The organism is Maribacter orientalis (assembly GCF_900109345.1).
In the GTDB taxonomy this organism is placed as follows: domain Bacteria; phylum Bacteroidota; class Bacteroidia; order Flavobacteriales; family Flavobacteriaceae; genus Maribacter; species Maribacter orientalis.
Genome location: NZ_FNZN01000002.1, coordinates 478,341 through 500,275 on the forward strand (window position 1 = coordinate 478,341; position 21,935 = coordinate 500,275).

Annotated in this window: 16 protein-coding genes; 2 read left to right on the forward strand and 14 right to left on the reverse strand. The window is 34.3% G+C overall.

What is annotated here, in order from left to right:
* Positions 1-55: 55 nt before the first annotated feature.
* The 6 genes from pgi to uvrC form a co-directional block, all read right to left on the reverse strand.
* Complete coding sequence (gene pgi / locus BMY56_RS05730) at positions 56-1,693, reverse strand: glucose-6-phosphate isomerase (RefSeq protein ID WP_091621104.1); 1,638 nt, start codon at positions 1,691-1,693, stop codon at positions 56-58.
* Entirely contained in the window at positions 1,674-2,975 is a 1,302-nt protein-coding gene (locus BMY56_RS05735) for a peptidoglycan DD-metalloendopeptidase family protein (protein WP_091621106.1), read from the reverse strand. The genes pgi and BMY56_RS05735 overlap by 20 nt, the downstream gene beginning before the upstream one ends.
* Complete coding sequence (locus BMY56_RS05740) at positions 2,975-3,946, reverse strand: tryptophan 2,3-dioxygenase family protein (RefSeq protein ID WP_091621109.1); 972 nt, start codon at positions 3,944-3,946, stop codon at positions 2,975-2,977. The genes BMY56_RS05735 and BMY56_RS05740 overlap by 1 nt, the downstream gene beginning before the upstream one ends.
* Positions 3,947-3,953: 7 nt before the next feature.
* On the reverse strand, positions 3,954-4,733 hold the full coding sequence (locus BMY56_RS05745) for a DUF3108 domain-containing protein (RefSeq protein WP_091621111.1): 780 nt from the start codon (positions 4,731-4,733) through the stop codon (positions 3,954-3,956).
* 335 nt (positions 4,734-5,068) lie between these two features.
* Positions 5,069-7,369, reverse strand: coding sequence for a patatin-like phospholipase family protein (locus BMY56_RS05750; protein ID WP_245737148.1), 2,301 nt, complete (start codon positions 7,367-7,369; stop codon positions 5,069-5,071).
* Entirely contained in the window at positions 7,347-9,140 is a 1,794-nt protein-coding gene (gene uvrC, locus BMY56_RS05755) for an excinuclease ABC subunit UvrC (protein ID WP_091621114.1), read from the reverse strand. Before uvrC ends, BMY56_RS05750 begins: the two co-directional genes overlap by 23 nt.
* Positions 9,141-9,643: 503 nt before the next feature.
* Between uvrC and BMY56_RS05760 the strand changes: the two genes are divergently transcribed.
* A complete protein-coding gene (locus BMY56_RS05760) occupies positions 9,644-10,204 on the forward strand; it encodes a 5-formyltetrahydrofolate cyclo-ligase (protein WP_091621119.1) in 561 nt (186 codons plus the stop codon).
* On the opposite strand, the gene BMY56_RS05765 is transcribed toward BMY56_RS05760, so the two are convergent.
* The 4 genes from BMY56_RS05765 to ileS are packed head-to-tail and all read right to left on the reverse strand — an operon-like array spanning position 10,201 to position 15,344.
* On the reverse strand, positions 10,201-10,866 hold the full coding sequence (locus BMY56_RS05765; protein WP_091621122.1) for a lipoprotein signal peptidase: 666 nt from the start codon (positions 10,864-10,866) through the stop codon (positions 10,201-10,203). The two genes, BMY56_RS05760 and BMY56_RS05765, sit on opposite strands and share 4 nt — an antisense overlap.
* A 33-nt stretch (positions 10,867-10,899) precedes the next feature.
* Positions 10,900-11,520 (reverse strand): DUF4097 family beta strand repeat-containing protein, encoded by a 621-nt coding sequence (locus tag BMY56_RS05770; RefSeq protein ID WP_143057781.1) that lies wholly within the window; start codon positions 11,518-11,520, stop codon positions 10,900-10,902.
* 38 nt (positions 11,521-11,558) lie between these two features.
* Positions 11,559-11,942: a TraR/DksA family transcriptional regulator gene (locus BMY56_RS05775; RefSeq protein WP_091621127.1), complete on the reverse strand. Its 384-nt coding sequence runs from the start codon at positions 11,940-11,942 to the stop codon at positions 11,559-11,561.
* Between the two features lie 3 nt (positions 11,943-11,945).
* Complete coding sequence (ileS, locus tag BMY56_RS05780; RefSeq protein WP_091621129.1) at positions 11,946-15,344, reverse strand: isoleucine--tRNA ligase; 3,399 nt, start codon at positions 15,342-15,344, stop codon at positions 11,946-11,948.
* 186 nt (positions 15,345-15,530) lie between these two features.
* Between ileS and BMY56_RS05785 the strand changes: the two genes are divergently transcribed.
* Entirely contained in the window at positions 15,531-15,902 is a 372-nt protein-coding gene (locus BMY56_RS05785; RefSeq protein WP_091621132.1) for a hypothetical protein, read from the forward strand.
* Between the two features lie 53 nt (positions 15,903-15,955).
* Here the strand turns inward: BMY56_RS05785 and BMY56_RS05790 are convergent, their stop codons facing one another.
* From BMY56_RS05790 to BMY56_RS05805, 4 genes are all read right to left on the reverse strand, one after another.
* Complete coding sequence (locus tag BMY56_RS05790) at positions 15,956-18,334, reverse strand: TonB-dependent receptor plug domain-containing protein (protein ID WP_245737149.1); 2,379 nt, start codon at positions 18,332-18,334, stop codon at positions 15,956-15,958.
* Between the two features lie 25 nt (positions 18,335-18,359).
* On the reverse strand, positions 18,360-19,088 hold the full coding sequence (gene recO / locus BMY56_RS05795) for a DNA repair protein RecO (RefSeq protein WP_091621138.1): 729 nt from the start codon (positions 19,086-19,088) through the stop codon (positions 18,360-18,362).
* Positions 19,089-19,220: 132 nt separating this feature from the next.
* A complete protein-coding gene (gene gdhA, locus BMY56_RS05800; RefSeq protein WP_091621140.1) occupies positions 19,221-20,564 on the reverse strand; it encodes an NADP-specific glutamate dehydrogenase in 1,344 nt (447 codons plus the stop codon).
* A 160-nt stretch (positions 20,565-20,724) separates the two neighbouring features.
* Positions 20,725-21,879, reverse strand: coding sequence for a cystathionine gamma-synthase (locus BMY56_RS05805; RefSeq protein WP_091621143.1), 1,155 nt, complete (start codon positions 21,877-21,879; stop codon positions 20,725-20,727).
* Positions 21,880-21,935 lie beyond the last annotated feature (56 nt).

Below are 21,935 nucleotides of genomic sequence, written 5' to 3' on the forward strand. Positions count from 1 at the left end.
TGAACTGTAAATGAAATAGTTACCCCCCTTCTAAAGATCTTATCAAAACTCTAAATTATTTCTTAAAATATTGAAGAAGTCTCAATGTAGAGCTATCGTGCTTTGAAATTTCTGTATTTTCAATATCATTAAGAATAGTGCCCGCTAATTGCTTACCTAACTCTACCCCCCATTGATCATAACTAAAAATATTCCAAATTACACCTTGCACAAAGATTTTATGCTCATAAAAGGCAATCAATGAACCTAAACTTCTTGGTGTTAATTTATCAATTAGTATTGTATTTGTTGGCTTATTACCCGCAAAAACCTTAAACGGTGCAAGTTTATCAATTTCTTTTTTCGCCACGTTTTTAGCTTCAAGTTCGGAAATCACTTCTACCTTAGTTTTACCGTTCATTAAAGCTTCTGTCTGTGCAAAATAATTTGCCATCAATTTATTATGATGGTCCTTATTGCCATACAATGAGTGCTTGTACCCAATAAAGTCAGTAGGTATTAATTTGGTGCCTTGATGTATTAGTTGAAAAAATGCATGTTGTGAATTTGTACCTGGCTCACCCCATATAATGGTACCCGTTTCATAACCAACAACATTACCAGCGCGGTCAACACTTTTACCATTACTTTCCATTATACCCTGTTGTAAATAGGCAGAAAATCTACTTAAGTATTGTGCATAAGGAATTATTGCTTCGGTCTCTGCACCATGAAAATTATTATACCATACACTTAACAGTGCCATAACAACGGGAATGTTATCAGAAAACTCCGTTTCCTTAAAATGTACATCAGCCTCATTCGCACCTTTTAACAGGGCATCAAAATTATCATAGCCCACTGCCAAAGCAATCGTTAGACCCACAGCACTCCATAATGAAAATCTACCTCCAACCCAATCCCACATAGGAAAAACGTTTGCTGCATCTATTCCAAATTCAGCAATTTTTTCACTATTAGTTGATACCGCCGCAAAATGTTTGGCAATATCATCTTGAGTCGCGTACTTTAAAAACCATTTTTTAATAGTGGTAGCATTACTTAAAGTTTCTTGTGTAGTGAACGTTTTAGATACTACAACAAATAAGGTTGTTTCTGGATCTAAGGTTTTTAGAACTTCATGAACATGATCACCATCTACATTACTTACAAAATGAATTGATAGATGATTTTTATAAAATTTTAAAGCTTCGGTCACCATAGCCGGTCCAAGATCCGAACCACCAATACCTATATTTACAACATCGGTAAATGTTTTACCCGTGTATCCTTTCAATTCACCATGAATAACTTTATCGGTGAATTCTTTTATATGTTGCTTAACCTCATATACCTCTGGCATAACATTGACTCCATCTACTAAAATCTTGTCAGTTTTTTTAGCCCGTAATGCCGTATGTAATACAGCCCTACCTTCTGTTTCATTTATGATGTCACCATCATAATACGCTTTAATAGCACCTTTTAAATTCACCTCTTCTGCCAATTGAAGTAGCAACTGCATAGTTTCTGTAGAGATTCTATTCTTAGAATAATCAAAAAGAAAATCTTTCCATTGCAACGTAAACTTTTCCGCCCTATTTGTATCCGAAGAAAAAAGATCTCTTAAATGCGCATCTTTTGTTTCCTTATAATGAGTAGTTAGCTTTTTCCAAACCTCAGTTTTTGTTGGATTAGTTTTGTTTAATGCCATCTTCTTGATTAAGTGTTAGTAAATCTTCTTCCTCTTCTAATAAAACCTTAGGGTATATAATACAATCTAACTGTTCTTTTAAAGGGGATATATAAGCGAAATATTCTTCTCTTAAAGTTTCATGCAAAGGTTCTGCCTGTGGTAGTTCTTCTCTTAATGGATCTACTTGTTTTCCATTTTTCCAAAAACGATAACAAACATGAGGACCTGCAGTACTGCCAGTCATTCCAATCCAACCAATAACATCACCTTGGCGAACAAACTCACCTTTTTTGACTTTTTGGGCTTTCATGTGCAAGTATTGTGTTGCGTAAGTTCCATTATGCCTAATCTTAACATACTTTCCATTACCCCCTCTGCGAGTTGATTCTACAACCGTACCGTCTGCGGTAGCCATAATAGGTGTACCTATAGGTGCTGCATAATCTGTTCCTTTATGTGGTCTTATTTTAAAACCGTAATGCTTTATTCTTCTTTTTAGATTATATCTAGAGGATAGTCTACCATATTCAACAGGCATTCTTAAGAATGTTCTTCTTAAATTATTTGCATCTTCATCAAAATAATCTACAATACTTTTTAGTGAATCATTCTCATACGCAAATGCATAAATCGGTTTTCCGTTATGTTCAAAAAACGCCGCTTCTATTGGTTCTGCTCCTGCATAAATTGAATCGTTAATGTATTTTTCATTGTAGATTACCTTGAATTTATCTTTCTTTTGTAATCTTGAAAAATCTATTGTCCAAGCATATACATTGGCTAGATTATGGGTTACGTTATAATCTATACCTTGATCTAAAATTGCTTCTGACAAACTAGTTTCAATAATACCAGAAACTTCTCGGCGTACGTATTTAACCTTTCTTTTATCTGTATAAACTTTTACGCTATCTCTCATATCTATGACCGTATAGTTTATAGGGTCGTTTTCATAGATGAATATTTGAGCCTGCGCAATAGTATCCTTAGATTTTAAAATGACATATGGTTTACCCACTCGAATTTTACGAACATCGAACGTGTCTCTATAATTCGCTGAAATAGCTGCTATTTTTGGGTAAGCAACTTTGTTTTGCATCATTAATTCTCCAAAACTGTCTCCATATTTTATCGTATCTAACTGAACATTAAATTCATTTAGATTAAAGCCAAATTGTTCATTAACAATATCAACTTTTGGCACGCTAATTTCTTGTACAATGTCATTTTTCTGCTCTACTTCATCTTTACATGATGCCAAAACAGTTAATGCCAATATTATGCCCCAATATTTCTGCATTACTTCATCTTTGATTTATCTGGATTTAGCATATGATCAACCCACTGCTTACCCCAATTATTTAATTCTTTTTCTGAATATAATTCTGGAAAGAATATAATTTTCTGAAAACTAGGTGGCAAATATTCTTTCCAGTTTGTGCCTCCAGTTGCTTCAATATCACCTGACTCTCTTCTTAAATATCGATGAGCAGAACCCATATGCATTAATTGCCAATTGATATTAGCATTAACATCTAAAGTTTTTAGCGCTTCAACCAATGATTCATTTTGTTGTAAGTCATTTGGCAAACTTAAATATTTATGATAGATAGTTGAATTTTTTACTTGCTTTGCTATTCTAATCAATCTAGGTGTATATCTATATTCAAATTGTTTTAAGGTAAGGGTCTTTTCTCCGGTACTAATATCGGTAGCTCCTTTTTTCCAGTATATATGCTCGTACAATTCTTCTACTGTACTTTCTGAAGAGTATTGAGCTCGTTCAGACACATGAACCAAATTTTCTAAAGGTGTAGCGTAAATTTCAATCATTCTAAATTGTGCTGATTGAAAGCCGCTTGCAGGAAGCAAAGCCATGCGATATTGTAAAAACTGCTCACGCTCCATTCCTTTAATCATAACACTGAAGGAGGAAATCAGAACGGTGTAGTAACTGTTTATTCTTCTAACTTTTTCAATAAAAAAGTCAAGATTACCAGTTTTTTCATCTACCAACTGCTTTTGCTCATGGAGAATCAATTTAAAGTAGAGTTCGGTAATTTGGTGGTACATGATGAAGATCTCTTCATCTGGAAAATGTGTTCGGGGTACTTGTAAGCTTAAAAGGGTATCTAAATGAATGTAGTCCCAATATGTTAAATAACGTTGATGTAATAAGCCGTCTAAATAAGAGCTAAGATCTTGCCCAGAATTTTTATATTTTTCTTCAAGTTTAGATATTTGGGATTGAATCTTCTCTTTGTCTTCCATTTATCGGCTAATCCATTATAATTTTAAACTGATGCTTTAGTCCGTTATACCCATCTAAATCAGCTTTTATCGCCCCTACCGCTAAATCTGCCTTAATCCTTATAGGTATTCTATTTTCGTCATTTGAAACCCATAATGACAAACTTTCTTGTTCTTTGAATACACGACCAGATTGAACCAAAGGCCTAAATTTTAAACATTCTACCTTACCGTATTTTGTATTGACAACTTCCTTACCTAAATATTTAAGTTTAAAGTTAAATACACCATCATCGTCATAAAGCATTTTCAGGGTAATTGCCTTCCCCACTTCAAGGTCTTCCGTTTTATAGTTATTCCTTAAGTAGTAAAAAGCAGATATTAAATCTTGTATATTGTCCTGTAATGTAAAATTAAGCTTTTTCTTGTTTTTTCTATCATTAAGTTCAGCTTTCGACTCCTTATAATCAAAGTTTATTTCAACATCTTTGGTATAACCTCCTTCGTTGATTTTTCGAACAAATCTATATGGTTTGCCGTCATTTTTATCAAAATAACTTTCATACGTATCATCGACATTAAAAAACCAACTAGCAACTCCGGTTGTTTCACCATGCCCAACAACATGATAAACAGGCTTATCATTAATAGTCGCTGAATTAACCTGTAATGTCGCATAACTAGCATTCAAAAACCCATAATGCATTCTAAATTTTAACCACTCTCCAACGCTGAAAGCCGAATTTTCATTTTGACTTTGAGCAATGAAAAAAGAAAAAAGAAAGATTAGTATAATCGATTTTCGCATAGCCTTCCATTTAAAGTAAAAGTAGTAATTGATAATTTTCAAATACTATTGTTACAATATCTTAAACAAAATTTATTCCAAAGTATTGCACAAAAAAAGCCCAGTGTAAAAACTGGGCTTTTCCTAAATAACCAACCAAACTTTAAATTATGAAAAACCACTACTTAAAGTTGTAAGGGAACCACCCCTTAACTGATGTAAATTTAAGACACAATATCATACCCAACGTACGGTTTAACTTACTTTAATGATAACCTTAACAATTATTCACACTTCACTTTAATATTTGGGAAATTATTAAGAATAATGGGGAGTTTAAAAATCTTTTATTCAGCCTAGAACCAATAGCCTACACTCACAAAAAATTGTGATCTTTCCGTTTCTGGCGACCAAGAATACAAAAGATTAACTGGGCCCAAAAACGATTCCCAACCATACCCAACTCCATAGCCCGAATATGTTGGTGCTTTGAACCAATCTCCTGTTCTAAAAAGGTCGTCATCTACATTAGCAAAATTAGCTGAGAACAATGCGTGATTTTTTTTAGCGAACTCAAAATCTAATCTTGCATAAGCTTTAACAAAACTATTACCTGGCAGGCTTAAAAAATCATACCCAACAAATTGAGTGAAATTATTTATAAAATCTGTACCGTAGCCTCCAAGAACAAAATCATATGTTGTTACATTAGAGGTTCCCAATTTAAACCCCCCTTCAGTTTCTAGATTTAAGGATAGGTTTTTTGCGAAAGGAAAAGCCGCGCCCATTCTAGCTTTGGATACAGAGAAATCTTTAAAGTTATTATTGAAATCTGAGGATAAAACATAATAATGCATGTCACCGTTAAAATACAAGCCTCTTGATGGAAAATACTTATCATTATAAGTATCTAACTTTAAAGCCCCATATGCACTTACATAATTACTTTTTTCAAAATACGTTCGCCCATTGTCTATGGTAGTATTTATAGTTAGGTTAGCATCAGGTATATCACCAAATGTTCTAGTACTGTATTGCAAATATTTGAACTCAGCACCTAAAGTAAAAGCAAACTCTTCTCTTATAACTGTTTGAATATATAACTGATTCGTAAAATCAGATACAGCAAGATTAATTGTATTAATTCTCGAACTTGGTGTAACATCGAAATTGTCTCCTATAAGGTCAAAATCTATCTCCTGTTCAAAATCATTAAATCTTGAATTAAATCCAAAACTCCAATACGACCCCTTATCTACATAATATTCAAAATTGTACCTAATATTATCCCCCAAAATCAAATCAAAAGATGCTACATCATCCTTTGACAATATTCTACGTTTTGTAAGATTAATTATCGCAGCACTTTTATACAAATCATCAAAATGAGCTCCTAATCTTAAAAAAGAGGTGTTGGGAGTTTCATCTAAGGGTAAAATTAAATCCTCTCCATCATTTATATTTTTTAATAATTTATACTTAATGGTCTTAAAGTTACCTGTTGCTGCCAAATTACCAATACCTTGCTGTAATCTCTTAAAGCTTATAGGTTCATCCAAATTAAACCTTAGCTTCCCTTTTACATATCCTCTAGTATGACTTGTGTTGCCATCAATCAACAATCTGTTGACAGTTAACTCCTGATTCGAATCGACGGCAGGTATTGGACTTTTATCTTTTTTAAATTTTGTTCCGAATTTTCTAAGCTCATCTATTTTTAAATTTGCAGCATCTACTCCTGTTTGAATAATTGCATTTAATTTATTGAATTCAATTACAGAATATTTTTCTATTTGTGGCTTTATATAGACATCGGTTTTTGCAGATTTTATTTTCATATCTGCCACTGTTCTATAATTATTAATTTGCAATAAGATTTCTGTCGCAGACAAAAGCGCCTCCCTTTCAGATAAATCATGCTGCACATCTACACCTATAATAATATCTGCACCCATAGCCAGAACCTCATCGATTGGATAGTTATTGACCACGCCACCATCTATTAAGACCTTATCGTTTATTACTGAAGGCTCAAACAGTGAAGGTAATGTTCCACTGGCCAAAATTGCTTCTGGCAAATAACCAGAATCTAAAACAACCTGTTTACCTGTTTCTATATCTGTAGCCACACAAACAAACGGGGTAGGTAATTTACCAAAGTCTTCAATATCTTTCACGTGATACAAAAGTCTAACCAATTCATTATATATATTTTGTCCACCTGAGTATGCAGGTGGAACGGAAACCTTAAAATTATTGAAAGGCAAGGTTAACGAATACCGCTCAGAGTCATCTTTTTCATAAAATGTTTTAGCACTTCTTGGAAGGTTATCTTGAATAAGTGTACCAAAATTAGTTGCATTAAACATGGAATCTAACTCTGTCGCTGTGTAACCGGCAGCATACAAAGCACCAACAATTGCCCCCATACTTGACCCTCCTATATAATCTAATTCTATACCCGCCTCCTCAATTACTTTTAAAGCACCAATGTGCGCCATTCCTTTTGCTCCACCTCCGCTTAGCACTAAACCTATCTTTGGCCTTTCTTTATATGAATCTGTCTGCGCGATTATGCACAAAGAGTTAAGTAACAATACTGTCACTACCATCATCACTTTGTTCAAATCGAAACTATTCTTTACGAAAAGACTCATATATTTTCTTTGCTTTTGAGACTCCAACTTCTTGGCTTAGGTTTTCTATAGTAGCCTCTTTTATACGTTTAACGGATTTAAATTTTTTTAATAATTGTTGTGCTGTTTTTTCACCTACCCCATCTATTCCCTCTAATTGAGAATTAATAGCCCCCTTACTTCTTTTATTTCTATGAAATGTTATACCAAATCTATGCGCTTCATTCCTTAAAAATTGTATAATCTTTAAACTTTCAGACTTTTTATCTAAATAAAGCGGAATCGGATCTTCTGGAAAATAAATTTCCTCTAATCGTTTCGCAATACCTATAATAGCAATTTTTCCTCTTAGCCCTAAAATATCAAGACTTTTTAACGCTGATGACAATTGCCCTTTTCCACCGTCGATTACAATAAGCTGTGGAAGTGGCTGCATTTCTTCTTGTAACCTTTTATACCTGCGATAGACAACTTCTTCCATTGAAGCGAAGTCGTCTGGCCCGGTTACCGTTTTTATATTATAATGTCTATACTCTTTTTTAGAAGGCTTACCATCTTTAAATACAACACAGGCCGCTACCGGATTGCTCCCCTGTATATTACTGTTATCAAAACATTCTATATGCCTTGGCTCTGCAGATAACCTTATATCCTTCTTCATTTGAGCCATAATCCTATTCGTATGACGATCAGGATCAATTATCTTAATCTGATTAAAACGTTCTTGCCTAAAGAATTTGGCATTACGTTCAGACAAATCTAGTATACGTTTTTTATCTCCTAATTTCGGCACAGTAACTTTCAAGCCCGCAGGCACAGCTAATTTAAAAGGAACATATAATTCTTTAGAATCTGATTTAAAACGCTCTCTAATTTCAACTATAGCAAGCTCTAGTAAATCTTCATCTAGCTCTTCAAGTTTCTTTTTTATTTCCATCGTATGCGACCTAATAATAGAACCATGGGCCAATTGCAAAAAGTTTACATAAGCGAAAGAATTATCTGAAATTATACTGAATACGTCAACATTACTAATCTTAGGGTTAACTATGGTTGACTTTACCTGATAGTTTTCCAGTACATCTATTTTATCCTTTATTTTTTGTGCCTCCTCAAATCTCATTTCGGCAGCCAACATCTTCATCTGCCCTTTAAAGTAGGTAATGGACGACTTAAAATTTCCTTTCACAATTTGACGTATGTCTTCTATTTGTCGGTCATATTCTGCAATGGTTTGATGGCCTTCACATGGGCCTTTACAATTACCTAAATGATATTCTAAGCAAACTTTATACTTCCCCGCGTTTATTTTCTCTCCAGACAAATCATAATTACACGTTCGCAAAGGGTAAACACTTTTTATTAAATCTAAAAGAATTCTAACCGTTTTCATGCTAGTATACGGACCATAATATTCTGACCCATCTTTTATAACTCGTCTGGTAGGAAAAAATCTTGGGAAACGCTCATTCTTCAAACAAAGCCAAGGGTACGATTTGTCATCCTTTAGTAAAACATTATACCGAGGCCTTAATTCTTTAATCAAATTATTCTCTAGCAATAGGGCATCTGACTCTGTTGGAACAACAATATGCTTGATAGACCTAATTTTTTTAACTAATACCCGAGTCTTTCCATACTCATGGTTTTTATTAAAATAAGAGGAAACCCTTTTCTTTAAATTCTTTGCCTTGCCAACATATAGAATACCGTCATTTCTATCATAGAATTGATAGACCCCTGGGCTAGAGGGCAATGAACTTAATTGTATATTTAAGGGGATTTCAGACATAATTTTACACTACTAATTTAGTCTATAAAAATCAGTTTAAATTACACTACAGTACTATAATCAACAAACAAAACTCTGTAAAACATACTTGTCACCAAAATTGTGAATATGCCATTATTTTAATTAAATACTACTACATCTTAAAATTATTAACCCTTATTTTATTGTATTGTCAATATGTATATGGAGTTAAAATTTTATTTAATTGAATATCAATGTTTTATATAAAAATTGTTATCCTAATATTTACCAGTATGTTAATTTTTACTAAAATATGTGCACTTTAACGATAAAAAAGTACTTTTCATAGATTGTTATTAATTATTTTACTTATTTTTAACTCGATAACAACGCAGGTTAGTTCAATTCAATACTAGAATATTATGGAAAGCTATATAATCACCTTAGGAACATATCTTATTTTAATGTTATTCTTTAAAGTATTTTTTGCTGTTGCAGGTAAGGAATAAATTAGTACATACTAGAGCCAAAATTACTTCACTATGCTGAAGAAAGATTTACGCTTAAAATATTTAAGATTACGCAATTTAATTACCCCCATCCTTTTAGACCAGCAAAGTATAGCTATTGCAAATTCTGTTTTGCAATTACCCATATGGGAAAATCAATATTTCCATATATTTCTTCCTATTGAAAAAAACATAGAAATAGATACAGAAGGTATTATTTCTATTCTTCTTGGTTTTGATAAAAATGTTATTGTACCAAAAGTTATTTCGAATACCGAATTAGAACATTACTTACTTACCGATAACACAAAATTCAAAACCAATTCATTAAATATACCAGAACCCGTTGATGGTATTACGGTACCTCCTAATAAAATTGACGTTGTTTTTATACCGCTATTAGCATTCGATAAGCTTGGTAATAGAATTGGATATGGCAAAGGTTACTATGACCGTTTTCTAAGTCAGTGTAAGACTAATGTGATAAAGATAGGCTTATCTCTTTTTGAGGCAGAAGATTTAATTGAAGATATCGCACCAACTGATATTCCACTAGATTACTGTGTTACCCCGAAAAAAACCTACACCTTTTAATATTCTTGATTCCTTAATGAATCATTTTCCAATTCGGTTGAAGTTTCCTCTTCTTTGTGAAAGGCCTTTTTGTTAAAAACTAGTAGAATCCCAACCCCAGTACTTATTGCAGTATCTGCAATATTGAACACTGGCTCAAAAAATCTAAAGTTTTGTCCTCCAACTCCCGGCACCCAACTAGGCCATGTGGTATCTACCATAGGAAAATATAGCATATCTACCACCTTACCATAAAATAATTCACCATAAGGCTCCTCAGAAAAAAGAGTGGCAACCTGATTGTAGCTATCATTAAAAATGATCCCATAAAATAAAGAATCTAAAATGTTACCTAATGCGCCAGCAAAAATCAAAGACACGGCCCAAATTAATGTTGAAGAAGCTTTTTTCTTGATTACATCAAAAAGCCAATACCCTATTCCAAAAATTGCAAATAATCTGAAAATTGTAAGCACTAATTTTCCCACATTATCGGAAATTGGTAAAATGTCACTCAACTTGGCTCCCCAAGCAGCGCCTTCATTTTCAATGAAAAGGATTTTAAACCAGTTAAATACATCTACTGATTCGCCCAACACAAAATGGGTCTTTATATATATTTTACTCCATTGATCAATTATAAGAATCAATAAAATAAATAGTACAGATTTTTTAATATTCATAGGAGTAAATCAACGAGGGCAAAAATATAAATATTATTCGGTTTTACTTAATTCTATATTTCCAGTCACCGTTTGTAGTTTATAAATGAATAATCCTTCTGGAATTGGATTAAATGAGACCTTACCATATTTGCTGTTCGCATTTATTTGTGCAGATTTTGCGAATACATTGATAGTTCCACTTTGCGTCTTTACATTCGCATTACCCAAAATATTATGCAACTCACATTCGCCGTCGGATAAGGAAACATCTAATTCTTTATATTTTCCTTCTAATATAACTCTTGAATTAGTACCGTATACTTCTACCTCCTTGAAGGATGGAATTGTAAGCTTCAATAGAATTGAAACAACTTTATGAGCGCTTAATTTATCATTAGGGTATTCAAAACTTGGTGCAAACCCAGCCTCAATTAAAACAGTGGTACCACTAGTATTAACTTCTAAATCTAAATCTTGACTATACTCACCTTCTATTTCAGCTTCAATTGTAATTTCATTGCTGTCACCTGTGTGAAATTCAACCTTAAAACAATTAGCGGCATTCACTTGAATTAAGCTAATGTCATTTGCACTTATCGTTCTATATAAATTCTTTTGTCCCTTTAAAGTAAAGGAAAGCAAGAGCAAACAACAAACAATACAAGTCTTCAAAGTCTAGCTATTAAAAAACGCCCCTAAAGGCGTTTTAATTATGATTGCATGTTTTTAGCTTCAATGCTTAGCGTAGCGTGCGGCACCAGTTTTAACCGCTCTTTATTGATAAGTTTACCGGTAACACGGCATATACCGTAAGTTTTGTTCTCTATACGCAATAATGCATTTTTTAAATCACGAATAAATTTCTCTTGTCTAATCGCCAATTGTGTATTCGCTTCTTTGCTCATTGTCTCCGACCCTTCTTCGAAGGCTTTAAAAGTAGGTGAAGTATCATCCGTACCATTATTACCATCGTTCATATAGGCGCTTTTCAAAAGTTCTAAATGACTTTTAGCCTTTACAATTTTATCCTCGATCAATACTTTGAATTCTGCCAAATCTTTGTCAGAATACCTTACTTTTAAATCTTCTGCCATATTTTAATATTTTTCAATATACAATTTAGTGTTCACCTCGTCAAAGGCAATTTCGACGCCTTTGTTCAATTCTTTTTCAAAACTTAATTCAGCCGTTAAAGTCTCCGTTTTAATATAATCTAAATTATCCTTAACAGCAACTTCAACAAAACCGTCTTTTAATATTTTAATCGCAATTTTATCAGTCACTTCAAAACCTGAATCTTTTCTCATATTTTGAATTCTGTTGACCAATTCTCTAGCGACACCTTCGTTTCTCAATTCTTCGTTAATAGTTACATCTAACGCAACTGTCAATTTACCAGAGGATGCCACCATCCATCCCTCAATATCTTGAGAAGTGATTTCTACATCCTGTAACTGTAAATTAATACTTTTATTTCCTAATTGGATTGTTAATTCGCCATCCTGCTCAATTTTTTGGATATCATTCTGAGTAAAGGCACCTACTTTCTGAGCGATTTCTTTCATTTCTTTACCAAATTTAGGACCTAACGTCTTGAAATTAGGCTTTATACGTTTCACAAGAATACCAGAAGCATCATCAAGTAATTGAATCTCCTTTACATTCACTTCAGATTTAATTAATTCTGAAACTGCTTCTATTTCTTCTCTATCCTTATTGTCCAATACAGGAATCATTATTTTCTGTAATGGTTGACGCACTTTTATTTTCTCTTTTTGACGGATAGATAATACTAAAGAAGAAATAATCTGCGCTTTCTGCATTTTCACCTCCAAGCTTTTATCTATTAGTGATTCGTCAGCAACCGGAAAATCTGCCAAATGAACACTTTCAAAACCTTTCTTAACAGTAGCTTTATTTAAATCTAAATACAAACGATCCATGAAAAAAGGAGCGATTGGAGCAGATAATTTGGCCACAACATCTAAACATGTATATAAAGTTTGATATGCAGCAATTTTATCTTGAGCATATTCGCCTTTCCAAAAGCGTCTTCTACATAAGCGAACATACCAGTTACTTAAGTTCTCTTGTACAAAATCTGATATTGCTCTCGCTGCACGTGTTGGCTCATATTCATCATATGCAGTATCCACTACTTTTATCAATGAATTCAATTCAGATAATATCCAACGATCTATCTCTGTACGGTCAGCCATAGGTATATCGTCTTCGGCATATGTAAAATTATCTAAATTAGCATATAGGCCGAAAAAGGAATACGTATTATAAAGTGTGCCAAAAAATTTACGCTTAACTTCTGCTATACCTTCGGTATCAAACTTTAAATTATCCCAAGGGTTGGCATTGCTAATCATATACCACCTTGTAGCATCTGCTCCATGCTCGTTCATAGTCTCGAAAGGATCAACCGCATTGCCCAATCGTTTAGACATCTTTTTACCTTCCTTGTCTAAAACCAATCCGTTAGAAACTACATTTTTATAAGCAACAGAGTCAAATACCATAGTTGCAATAGCATGTAACGTATAAAACCAACCACGAGTTTGATCAACACCTTCTGCTATAAAATCTGCCGGAAATGTCTTTCCTTCGTCTATTAAATCTTTGTTTTCAAATGGATAATGCCATTGTGCATAAGGCATAGAACCACTATCGAACCAAACATCTATTAAATCGCTTTCTCGCTTCATTGGCTTACCTGAAGCGGAAACCAATGTAATCTGATCTACTATATTTTTATGTAAGTCTATTTTATCATAGTTCTCTTCAGACATATCGTCCACAATGAAATCTGCATAGATATCTTTTTCTAAAACCCCCGCTGCTACAGCTTTTGTCATTTCAGATTTCAACTCCGCTACGGAACCTATGATTATTTCTTCCTTCCCATCTTCTGTTCGCCAAATTGGCAATGGAATACCCCAATATCTAGAACGAGACAAATTCCAATCATTGGCATTGGCCAACCAATTACCAAATCTACCTTCTCCGGTAGCTTTTGGTTTCCAATTAATGGTTTGGTTCAACTCGAACATACGATCCTTTACATCGGTTACCTTTATGAACCAAGAATCTAATGGATAATATAAAATCGGTTTATCAGTACGCCAACAGTTAGGATAACTGTGCACGTACTTTTCAACCTTAAATGCCTTATTCTCTTCTTTTAATCGTATCGCTATCTCTACATCAACAGAGCGTTCTGGAGCTTCACCATCCTCATAATATTCATTCTTGACGTATTTGCCACCCAACTCCTTTAATTCAGGTCTGAATCTACCTTGTAAATCAACAACAGGCACCAAGTTTCCATTTTCATCCAATACTAACATTGGTGGAATTTCAGGCACTGCTTGTTTGGCAACAAAAGCATCATCAGCACCAAAGGTCGGTGCCGTATGCACTATACCTGTACCATCTTCAGTAGTAACGAAATCTCCAGCAATTATTCTAAACGCATTTTCCGCATTTTCATACGGAAGCACATAATCTAACAACTGTTCGTATCTGATTCCCAATAAATCTTCACCCTTAAATTCTTTTACAACATAAAAAGGGATTTTCTTGTCACCAACGGTATATTCTAATAATTCTGACTTTTCAGAAACTTGCTTAAACTTTCCTACGAATTGCTTTCCTACCAAATTTTTGGCAAGTATAACGTTCATTGGCTCAAAAGTATATTGGTTATATGATTCAACCAATACATAGTCTATTTTAGAACCAACGGTCAATGCCGTATTCGATGGTAAAGTCCAAGGTGTGGTCGTCCAAGCTAAGAAATAAATAGTGCCTTCATTCTGTAAAAATTCTGGCAATGTTTCTTCTACCGCTTTAAACTGTGCCGTTACTGTTGTATCCGTTACATCTTGATAGGTGCCTGGCTGGTTTAACTCATGCGAGCTAAGTCCTGTTCCTGCTTTTGGAGAATAAGGCTGTATGGTGTAACCCTTGTAAATTAATCCTTTTGAATAGATTTGTTTTAGCAACCACCAAACGGTTTCCATGTATTTGGATTTGTAGGTGATATATGGATCTTCCATATCTACCCAATACCCTACTTTTTCAGTCATGGAATTCCAAACATCGGTATATCTCATTACCGCTTTCTTACAAGCAGCATTATACTCCTCAACCGATATCTTAACCCCAATATCCTCTTTTGTAATACCCAACTCCTTTTCAACCCCTAACTCAATTGGTAGTCCGTGTGTATCCCAACCGGCTTTTCGCTTAACCTGAAAACCTTTCATGGTTTTGTACCTAGGAAATATATCTTTTATGGTACGAGCCATTACGTGATGTATACCAGGCATACCGTTTGCTGATGGTGGACCTTCATAGAATACATAACTATCCTTACCCTCACGGGTAGAAATACTTTTTTCAAATATGTCATGCACTGACCAGTAGTCAAGTATCTCTTCTGCGACCTTTGGTAAATTCAAACCTTTATATTCTGCGAACTTCATACGAAATGCTTATGGTACTGGATTTTTAAGGCTGCAAAATTATAAAATTTAGATTTAATTTGAGTAAAATGACGACACTGATATACCTCTAACTAACTGATTAGATTAAATAAGAGCAAGTTTAACGACTAAAATACCCTTTGAACCGTATATAACTTCGAACAATAACCATTTTAACGTAACACAATGAAAAAAGTAATTTTAGGATCATTAACTATTTTAGCATTAAGTATGTCATTTTCTTGTAGAGATACTGTTGACAAAGCTAAATCTGCAACTGAAGAAGCTGGTGCTGCGCTAGAAGAGGCTGGTGAAGATTTGAAAGAAGCAGGAAAAGATTTAGAAGAGGCTGGCGAAGATGCAATGGATGCTGCTAAAGAAGCAAGCGAAAATGCAATGGAAGCTGCTGAAGATGCTGCAGAATCAGTAAAAGAAGCTGGTGAAAACACAATGGATGCCGCTAAAAAAGCTGGTGACGATGTAAAAAAGGCAGCTAACGATGCAGCTGATAAAGCGGCAAAAAAAGCTAACGAAATAGAAAAGGTAGTTAAAAACTAAATTTAACTACCCTATAATTTTAAAAGACCCGTATAAAACGGGTCTTTTTTTATTTAAAAATGATACCCTATTCCTAATATTAAATTTTGTCCTGGGGCTACAATACCCGATGAATATGTTCTATACCGCTGGTCTGTTATGTTCTCTAAACTAGCAGTAGCTTTTAGGCGATTGGTAATATCGTATTGTGATCGAAAGTTTACGGTGTACCAAGAAGGAGCATACGGGTCACCGTTTTCATCTAAAGCATAGATATATTCTTTAGATTGTTCTGACATTGCGAGATCGTTATACTCAATTTCGCCATTATAATTCACAAATAAATCTGTTCGCAGTCTTTGGTTTTTCCATACAATATGAAAATCTCCAAAAGTCGGTGCTGCATGGCGAGCAGGTGTTTCAGTGCCATCATCTTCCTCTTCTACACCTTCAGTTATGGTAAGGTTAGACGATAAAGACCATTGCTCATTAAGATATACCTCTAATCCAAATTCAAAGCCATACACATAAGCCTTTGCTGCATTCTGTATTGCTTGTACATTACTTAGCTCACCTCCATATTCAATTTCAGAGACACCATTATAACTAAAATCTCGACGTACCAAAGCATCTACTAAATACGTGTAGTAAGCCGTTCCTTTCAAAATAAACTTATCGTTAATATTTCGTTGGATTCCAATTTCAGCATTATACGCATATTCAGGCTCTAAATCTGGATTAGGAACTACTACCGACCCTGGCTCAGAATCAAATATCTTGCCTACATCATCTATATTTGGAGCTCTAAAACCAGTAGAACCATTTAAAGTGATTTGAAGATTTGCTCTTGGAAACCAGCTGAAACCTAAACTACCTGTTAATGCTCCCGTACTTAAATCTGCGGTCTCAAAAGGAAAATCATAAAAGGTGTCATCAAAAACGGCATCGACCCATACATGACTATACCGTAAGCCAGTCATAATTGTGAAATTAGGTTTTGCTTTATATTCCCCATTTACATAACCTGCCAAGCTTTGCCAAGCAGAACCATCTGGATATCTAGATGCAGCATCGGTTTTATTATCAGTATCGATATTTAAATCGAATCCATTAGACCTTACTTTGTTATATATATACTCTGTACCATAATAGAGTCTAAAATTACCCATCTTCTTATTTTCAAGATCAATATTCATATTCAAAGCATCAACTTTTTCCATCGTTGTATTCAATACCGCATCTTGAAAATCTCGATTGCTTCTACTTTCTTCAAAATGTTGGTAAGCAAGTCCTAATTTTAAACCATCATAAAACTTTCCATTCCCTTTTTTTTGAAGTTGTGCATTGCCCATAAACCATTTTTGAGGTCCATAATACCATTCAGCTGAACGCAGCCCTAATCCATCACTTGTTGGCCTAATCAATCTGTCGTATCTAGAATAATCTGAAGTTTCTGAATAGTACGCGCCAAGGTTTAAATCCCATTTCGAATTGGGTTTATACAGAAACTTTTGCATTAGGTTTATTTGATCGTAGCCTGTAGGAATTTGTTTTGCAGGTGAGTCATTATTCACTAACTCATCTACGCCATTCACTGTTCGAACATATGTATTTCGCAAATATGAATCAGGGCCATGTGAACCCATTCTTAAATCTTGAAAATTATTGTAGGTAATACTTGTCATAGAGGACCAATCCTTTTTACCAATATTAACATCAGCGTGCACCGTGTTTTCCATATTTACAGACGCAAACCTATAATTGACATTACCGTGTACCAAAAGAGTATCGTTCTGACTTAAAATAGGCTTCTTGGTATAAAAATTCATTACTCCACCAATGGCATCACTCCCATAAATAACCGAACCAGGGCCAAATATCACCTCAGTATTTTTTATTGTAAAAGGATCTATCGATATTACATTTTGAATATTTCCTCCTCTAAAAATTGCATTATTCATTCGAACACCATCTACAGAAAGTAATAGCCTATTGGTTGCAAAACCCCTAATCATTGGGCTTCCACCTCCTAATTGACTTTTTTGCACAAAAACTTTACCACTATTTTGAAGTAAATCTGCAGAAGTTTGTGGCGATGAAAAGGCAATCGACCTAGCATCTATAGAAATAATTCTATTAGGAATATCTCTTTTCTGTTGCTCCCATTTAGAAACTGACATTACAACTTCATCTAATTGCTGAGCCTTCATAATCAAATACACCTTTTGACCCTGCCTCCTAATTTGCTGTATGGTTGATTTATACTCTTCGTAGCCTAAGTGTCTTAAAATAAGACGCTCTTTATCAGTGAAAATTGAGCCATCGATTACTCCGTCAAAATTTGATAATGCTATTTTCGACTTATCTCTATTAAATACGGCTACGTTTGAGATTACCTCACCACTATCCGCATCTAAAACAGTTATCTCTTGGGCATAACTAAACATTGTCATCAAAAAAAATACGGCAAACAGAAATTTATACATATGTATTGAAAACTTCATTTAACACGGCAAGTGATTTTGGTTTCCTGAAACCTTGTAAGTGTAATTCAAAATAAAGTATCAGGGATTTCAACAATTCTTGGCGGTTGGTTTTTTTCATCTTTACGTTGTGTATAGCATCAAAATTTATGCCCAAGAAGGTCTTGAAATAATAAATATTTTCACCTCTCAACATCGGATTTAATGATTCTACCGAAACAAATTCACCTTCTAACAAATCAAAATATGGCTTATCTATCTGATACACATCAGGATAAAACCCTAAAAATTTCGTGATTGATAACATAAAAAATAAATGAAAATTAGCAATATCCTTATGTATATCCAACCACTGTAACGAAGCTTCTAAAAATTCGAATAATTCTTCGTTTCGTTCTTCTTCCCGAATACTATTCACCAAAAGTTCTGCTAAAAATAGGGTCATAGCATTTTTGGCCATATCTGCGTAAAGGGATTGATAATGATAGTACACTTTAGCTTCGCGTAGTGTTTCTAATGTACCTTTATTTCTATGGTTTGCGACAATTTCTAATTGTGTTAAAGGTTGAAAATAAGCGGTCTTTAATTTCCCCTTTTTAGATGATAACACACCTCGTAACAAATAGGATTTTATACCGTCTGAGGCTGTAAATGCTTTAATGATAAGACTCGTGTCGCCATATTTTAATGCAGAAAATACTATCGCTTTTGTTGTTACCTGCATAATAAACCATCTATTTCAACAAATATAATAGTTTGCATATTGGTGACGATATAACGCACGAAAAATGCGAGGCTCTAAAATAGAACCTCGCATTACAAATTATACCCTAAATTATTAGGTATGTGTTAAGAATTAAATAACCCCTTGGGCAAGCATTGCATCGGCAACTTTTACGAAACCAGCAATATTGGCTCCTTTAACGTAGTTACAGAATCCATCCTCTTCTTTACCGTATTCGATACAAGAATCATGAATGTCTTTCATAATATCTTTAAGACGCTCATCAACCTCTTCACGGGTCCAGCTAATTCTCAGTGAATTCTGGGACATTTCTAAACCTGATGTTGCAACACCACCAGCATTAGATGCTTTACCTGGTGCAAACAATATTTTTGCATTATTAAATTCATGAACAGCATCTGCATTACAAGGCATATTGGCACCTTCTGCAACACACATACATCCATTTTTCAATAGATTTTTAGCATCCTCTTTATTCAACTCATTTTGAGTTGCACAAGGTAATGCAATATCACATTTAACATTCCAAGGAGTTTTACCTTCATGAAATTCTGCAGAAGCATATTTATCCACATACTCAGAAATACGTCCTCTTCTATTATTTTTAAGGTCCATTACAAAAGCTAGTTTTTCATCATTTAAACCATCTTTATCGTATATATATCCACTAGAATCTGAAAGAGTTACCACTCTAGCTCCTAATAAAATAGCTTTTTCTGCAGCGTATTGAGCAACATTTCCTGAACCAGAAATCACAACGGTTTTACCGTCGAAAGTTTCATTTTTGGTCTTTAACATACTTTCGGCAAAGTACACAGTACCATAACCTGTTGCTTCTGGTCTAATTTTAGAACCACCCCATGACAGACCCTTTCCTGTAAGGACACCGGTAAACTCATTACGTATCTTCTTATACATACCAAATAGGAAACCTATTTCACGAGCACCAACACCAATATCTCCTGCAGGTACATCTGTATTTGGACCAATATGTCTATTCAATTCTAACATAAAGGCATGGCAAAAACGCATTACCTCATCATCAGATTTGCCTTTAGGGTCAAAATCAGAACCACCTTTACCACCACCCATAGGCAATGTGGTAAGACTATTTTTAAAGACTTGTTCAAAAGCCAAGAATTTAAGAATACTCGCATTTACAGTTGGGTGAAAACGCAAACCACCTTTATAAGGGCCAATTGCAGAATTCATTTGTATTCTATACCCACGGTTTACGTGTATTTCACCATCATCATCTACCCAGGCCACTCTAAAAGAAATTAAACGCTCTGGCTCAACCATTCTTAAAAGAATATTCTTACCATTATATATCTCTTGTTTTGCGATATAAGGTATTACCGTTTCTGCTACTTCTTGTACCGCTTGTATGAATTCAGGTTCGTGACCGTTTCTGGCGGTAACCTCATCCATAAATGCTTTTATTTTATCGTCCATAAAGCTATTTACACTTAGTTAAATTATTGATTTCAAAATATAACGGCAAAATTATGCTATTTATGTAATTTGATTGCTTATTTTTTTAAAAATCGATAAAATTTGTTGTTTTAGCAACAAAGAGCCTATTCTTAATGTGTAAAATATAACGAATTACGGTTTATCCTATTGCTTGCTCTAAATCTGCTATTAAATCTTCCGAATCTTCTATACCTACACTAAGTCTTATTAGCGCATCTACTACTCCACTTTTTTCACGTTCTTTTTTAGGTATACTCGCATGAGTCATACTCGCTGGGTGACCAGCTAAACTTTCAACACCACCTAATGACTCTGCCAGAGTAAAAACTTTTAAACGCTCTACAATCTTAATAGCATCTTCGTAGTTACTCCCTTTTGGTACAAATGAAATCATTCCACCAAAATCTTTCATTTGTTCTTTTGCTACTGAATGATTAGGATGATTACTGAAACCAGGCCAATACACTTTTTCAACTTTAGTATTATCCTTAAGATACTCAGCTACTGCTCTTCCATTTTCACAATGACGTTGCATTCTTACATGCAGCGTTTTTATTCCTCTTAAAACCAAAAAGCTATCCATTGGCCCACAAACTGCCCCACTTGCATTTTGTATGAAATAAAGCCTATCTGCTAGTTCCTTATCTTTTACCACCAAAGCTCCAACCACGGTATCACTATGACCACCAAGATATTTAGTTGCTGAATGCATTACAATATCTGCCCCTAATTGCAGTGGCATTTGTAAGTATGGGGTTGCGAAAGTATTATCGACCGCTAAAAGTATATTCTTATTATAAATTAACTTTGCAACTGCTTTTATATCAATGATGTTCATCATTGGGTTTGTGGGCGTTTCAACCCAAATCAATTTAGTTTTTGAATTCATTTTGTCACGTATGGCATCGGTGCCTTGCATGCCAACAAAATGAAAAACGATGCCAAATTTCTCAAAAATCTTTTTAAATATTCTATAAGAACCCCCATAGAGGTCATTTGTAGAAATAACTTCATCACCCGGTTCTAATAACTTTATGACCGCATCTATTGCCGCAAGACCACTGCCAAACGCTAAACCAAATTCACCATCTTCGATACTTGCTAAAGCATTCTCCAAAGCAGTTCGGGTTGGGTTCGCACTTCTCGAATATTCATACCCTTTATGGCCACCGGGGGTTGTTTGCGCATAAGTTGATGTTTGATAAATAGGTGGCATTACCGCCCCATATGCCTTATCTGGTTGTTGACCACCATGAATGGTCTTTGTATTAAACTTATAATTTTTAGCGGCCATTTTTAAAGTATTTAGCACACAAATGTATCGTTATCTTTTGGAGAATACAATGAAGG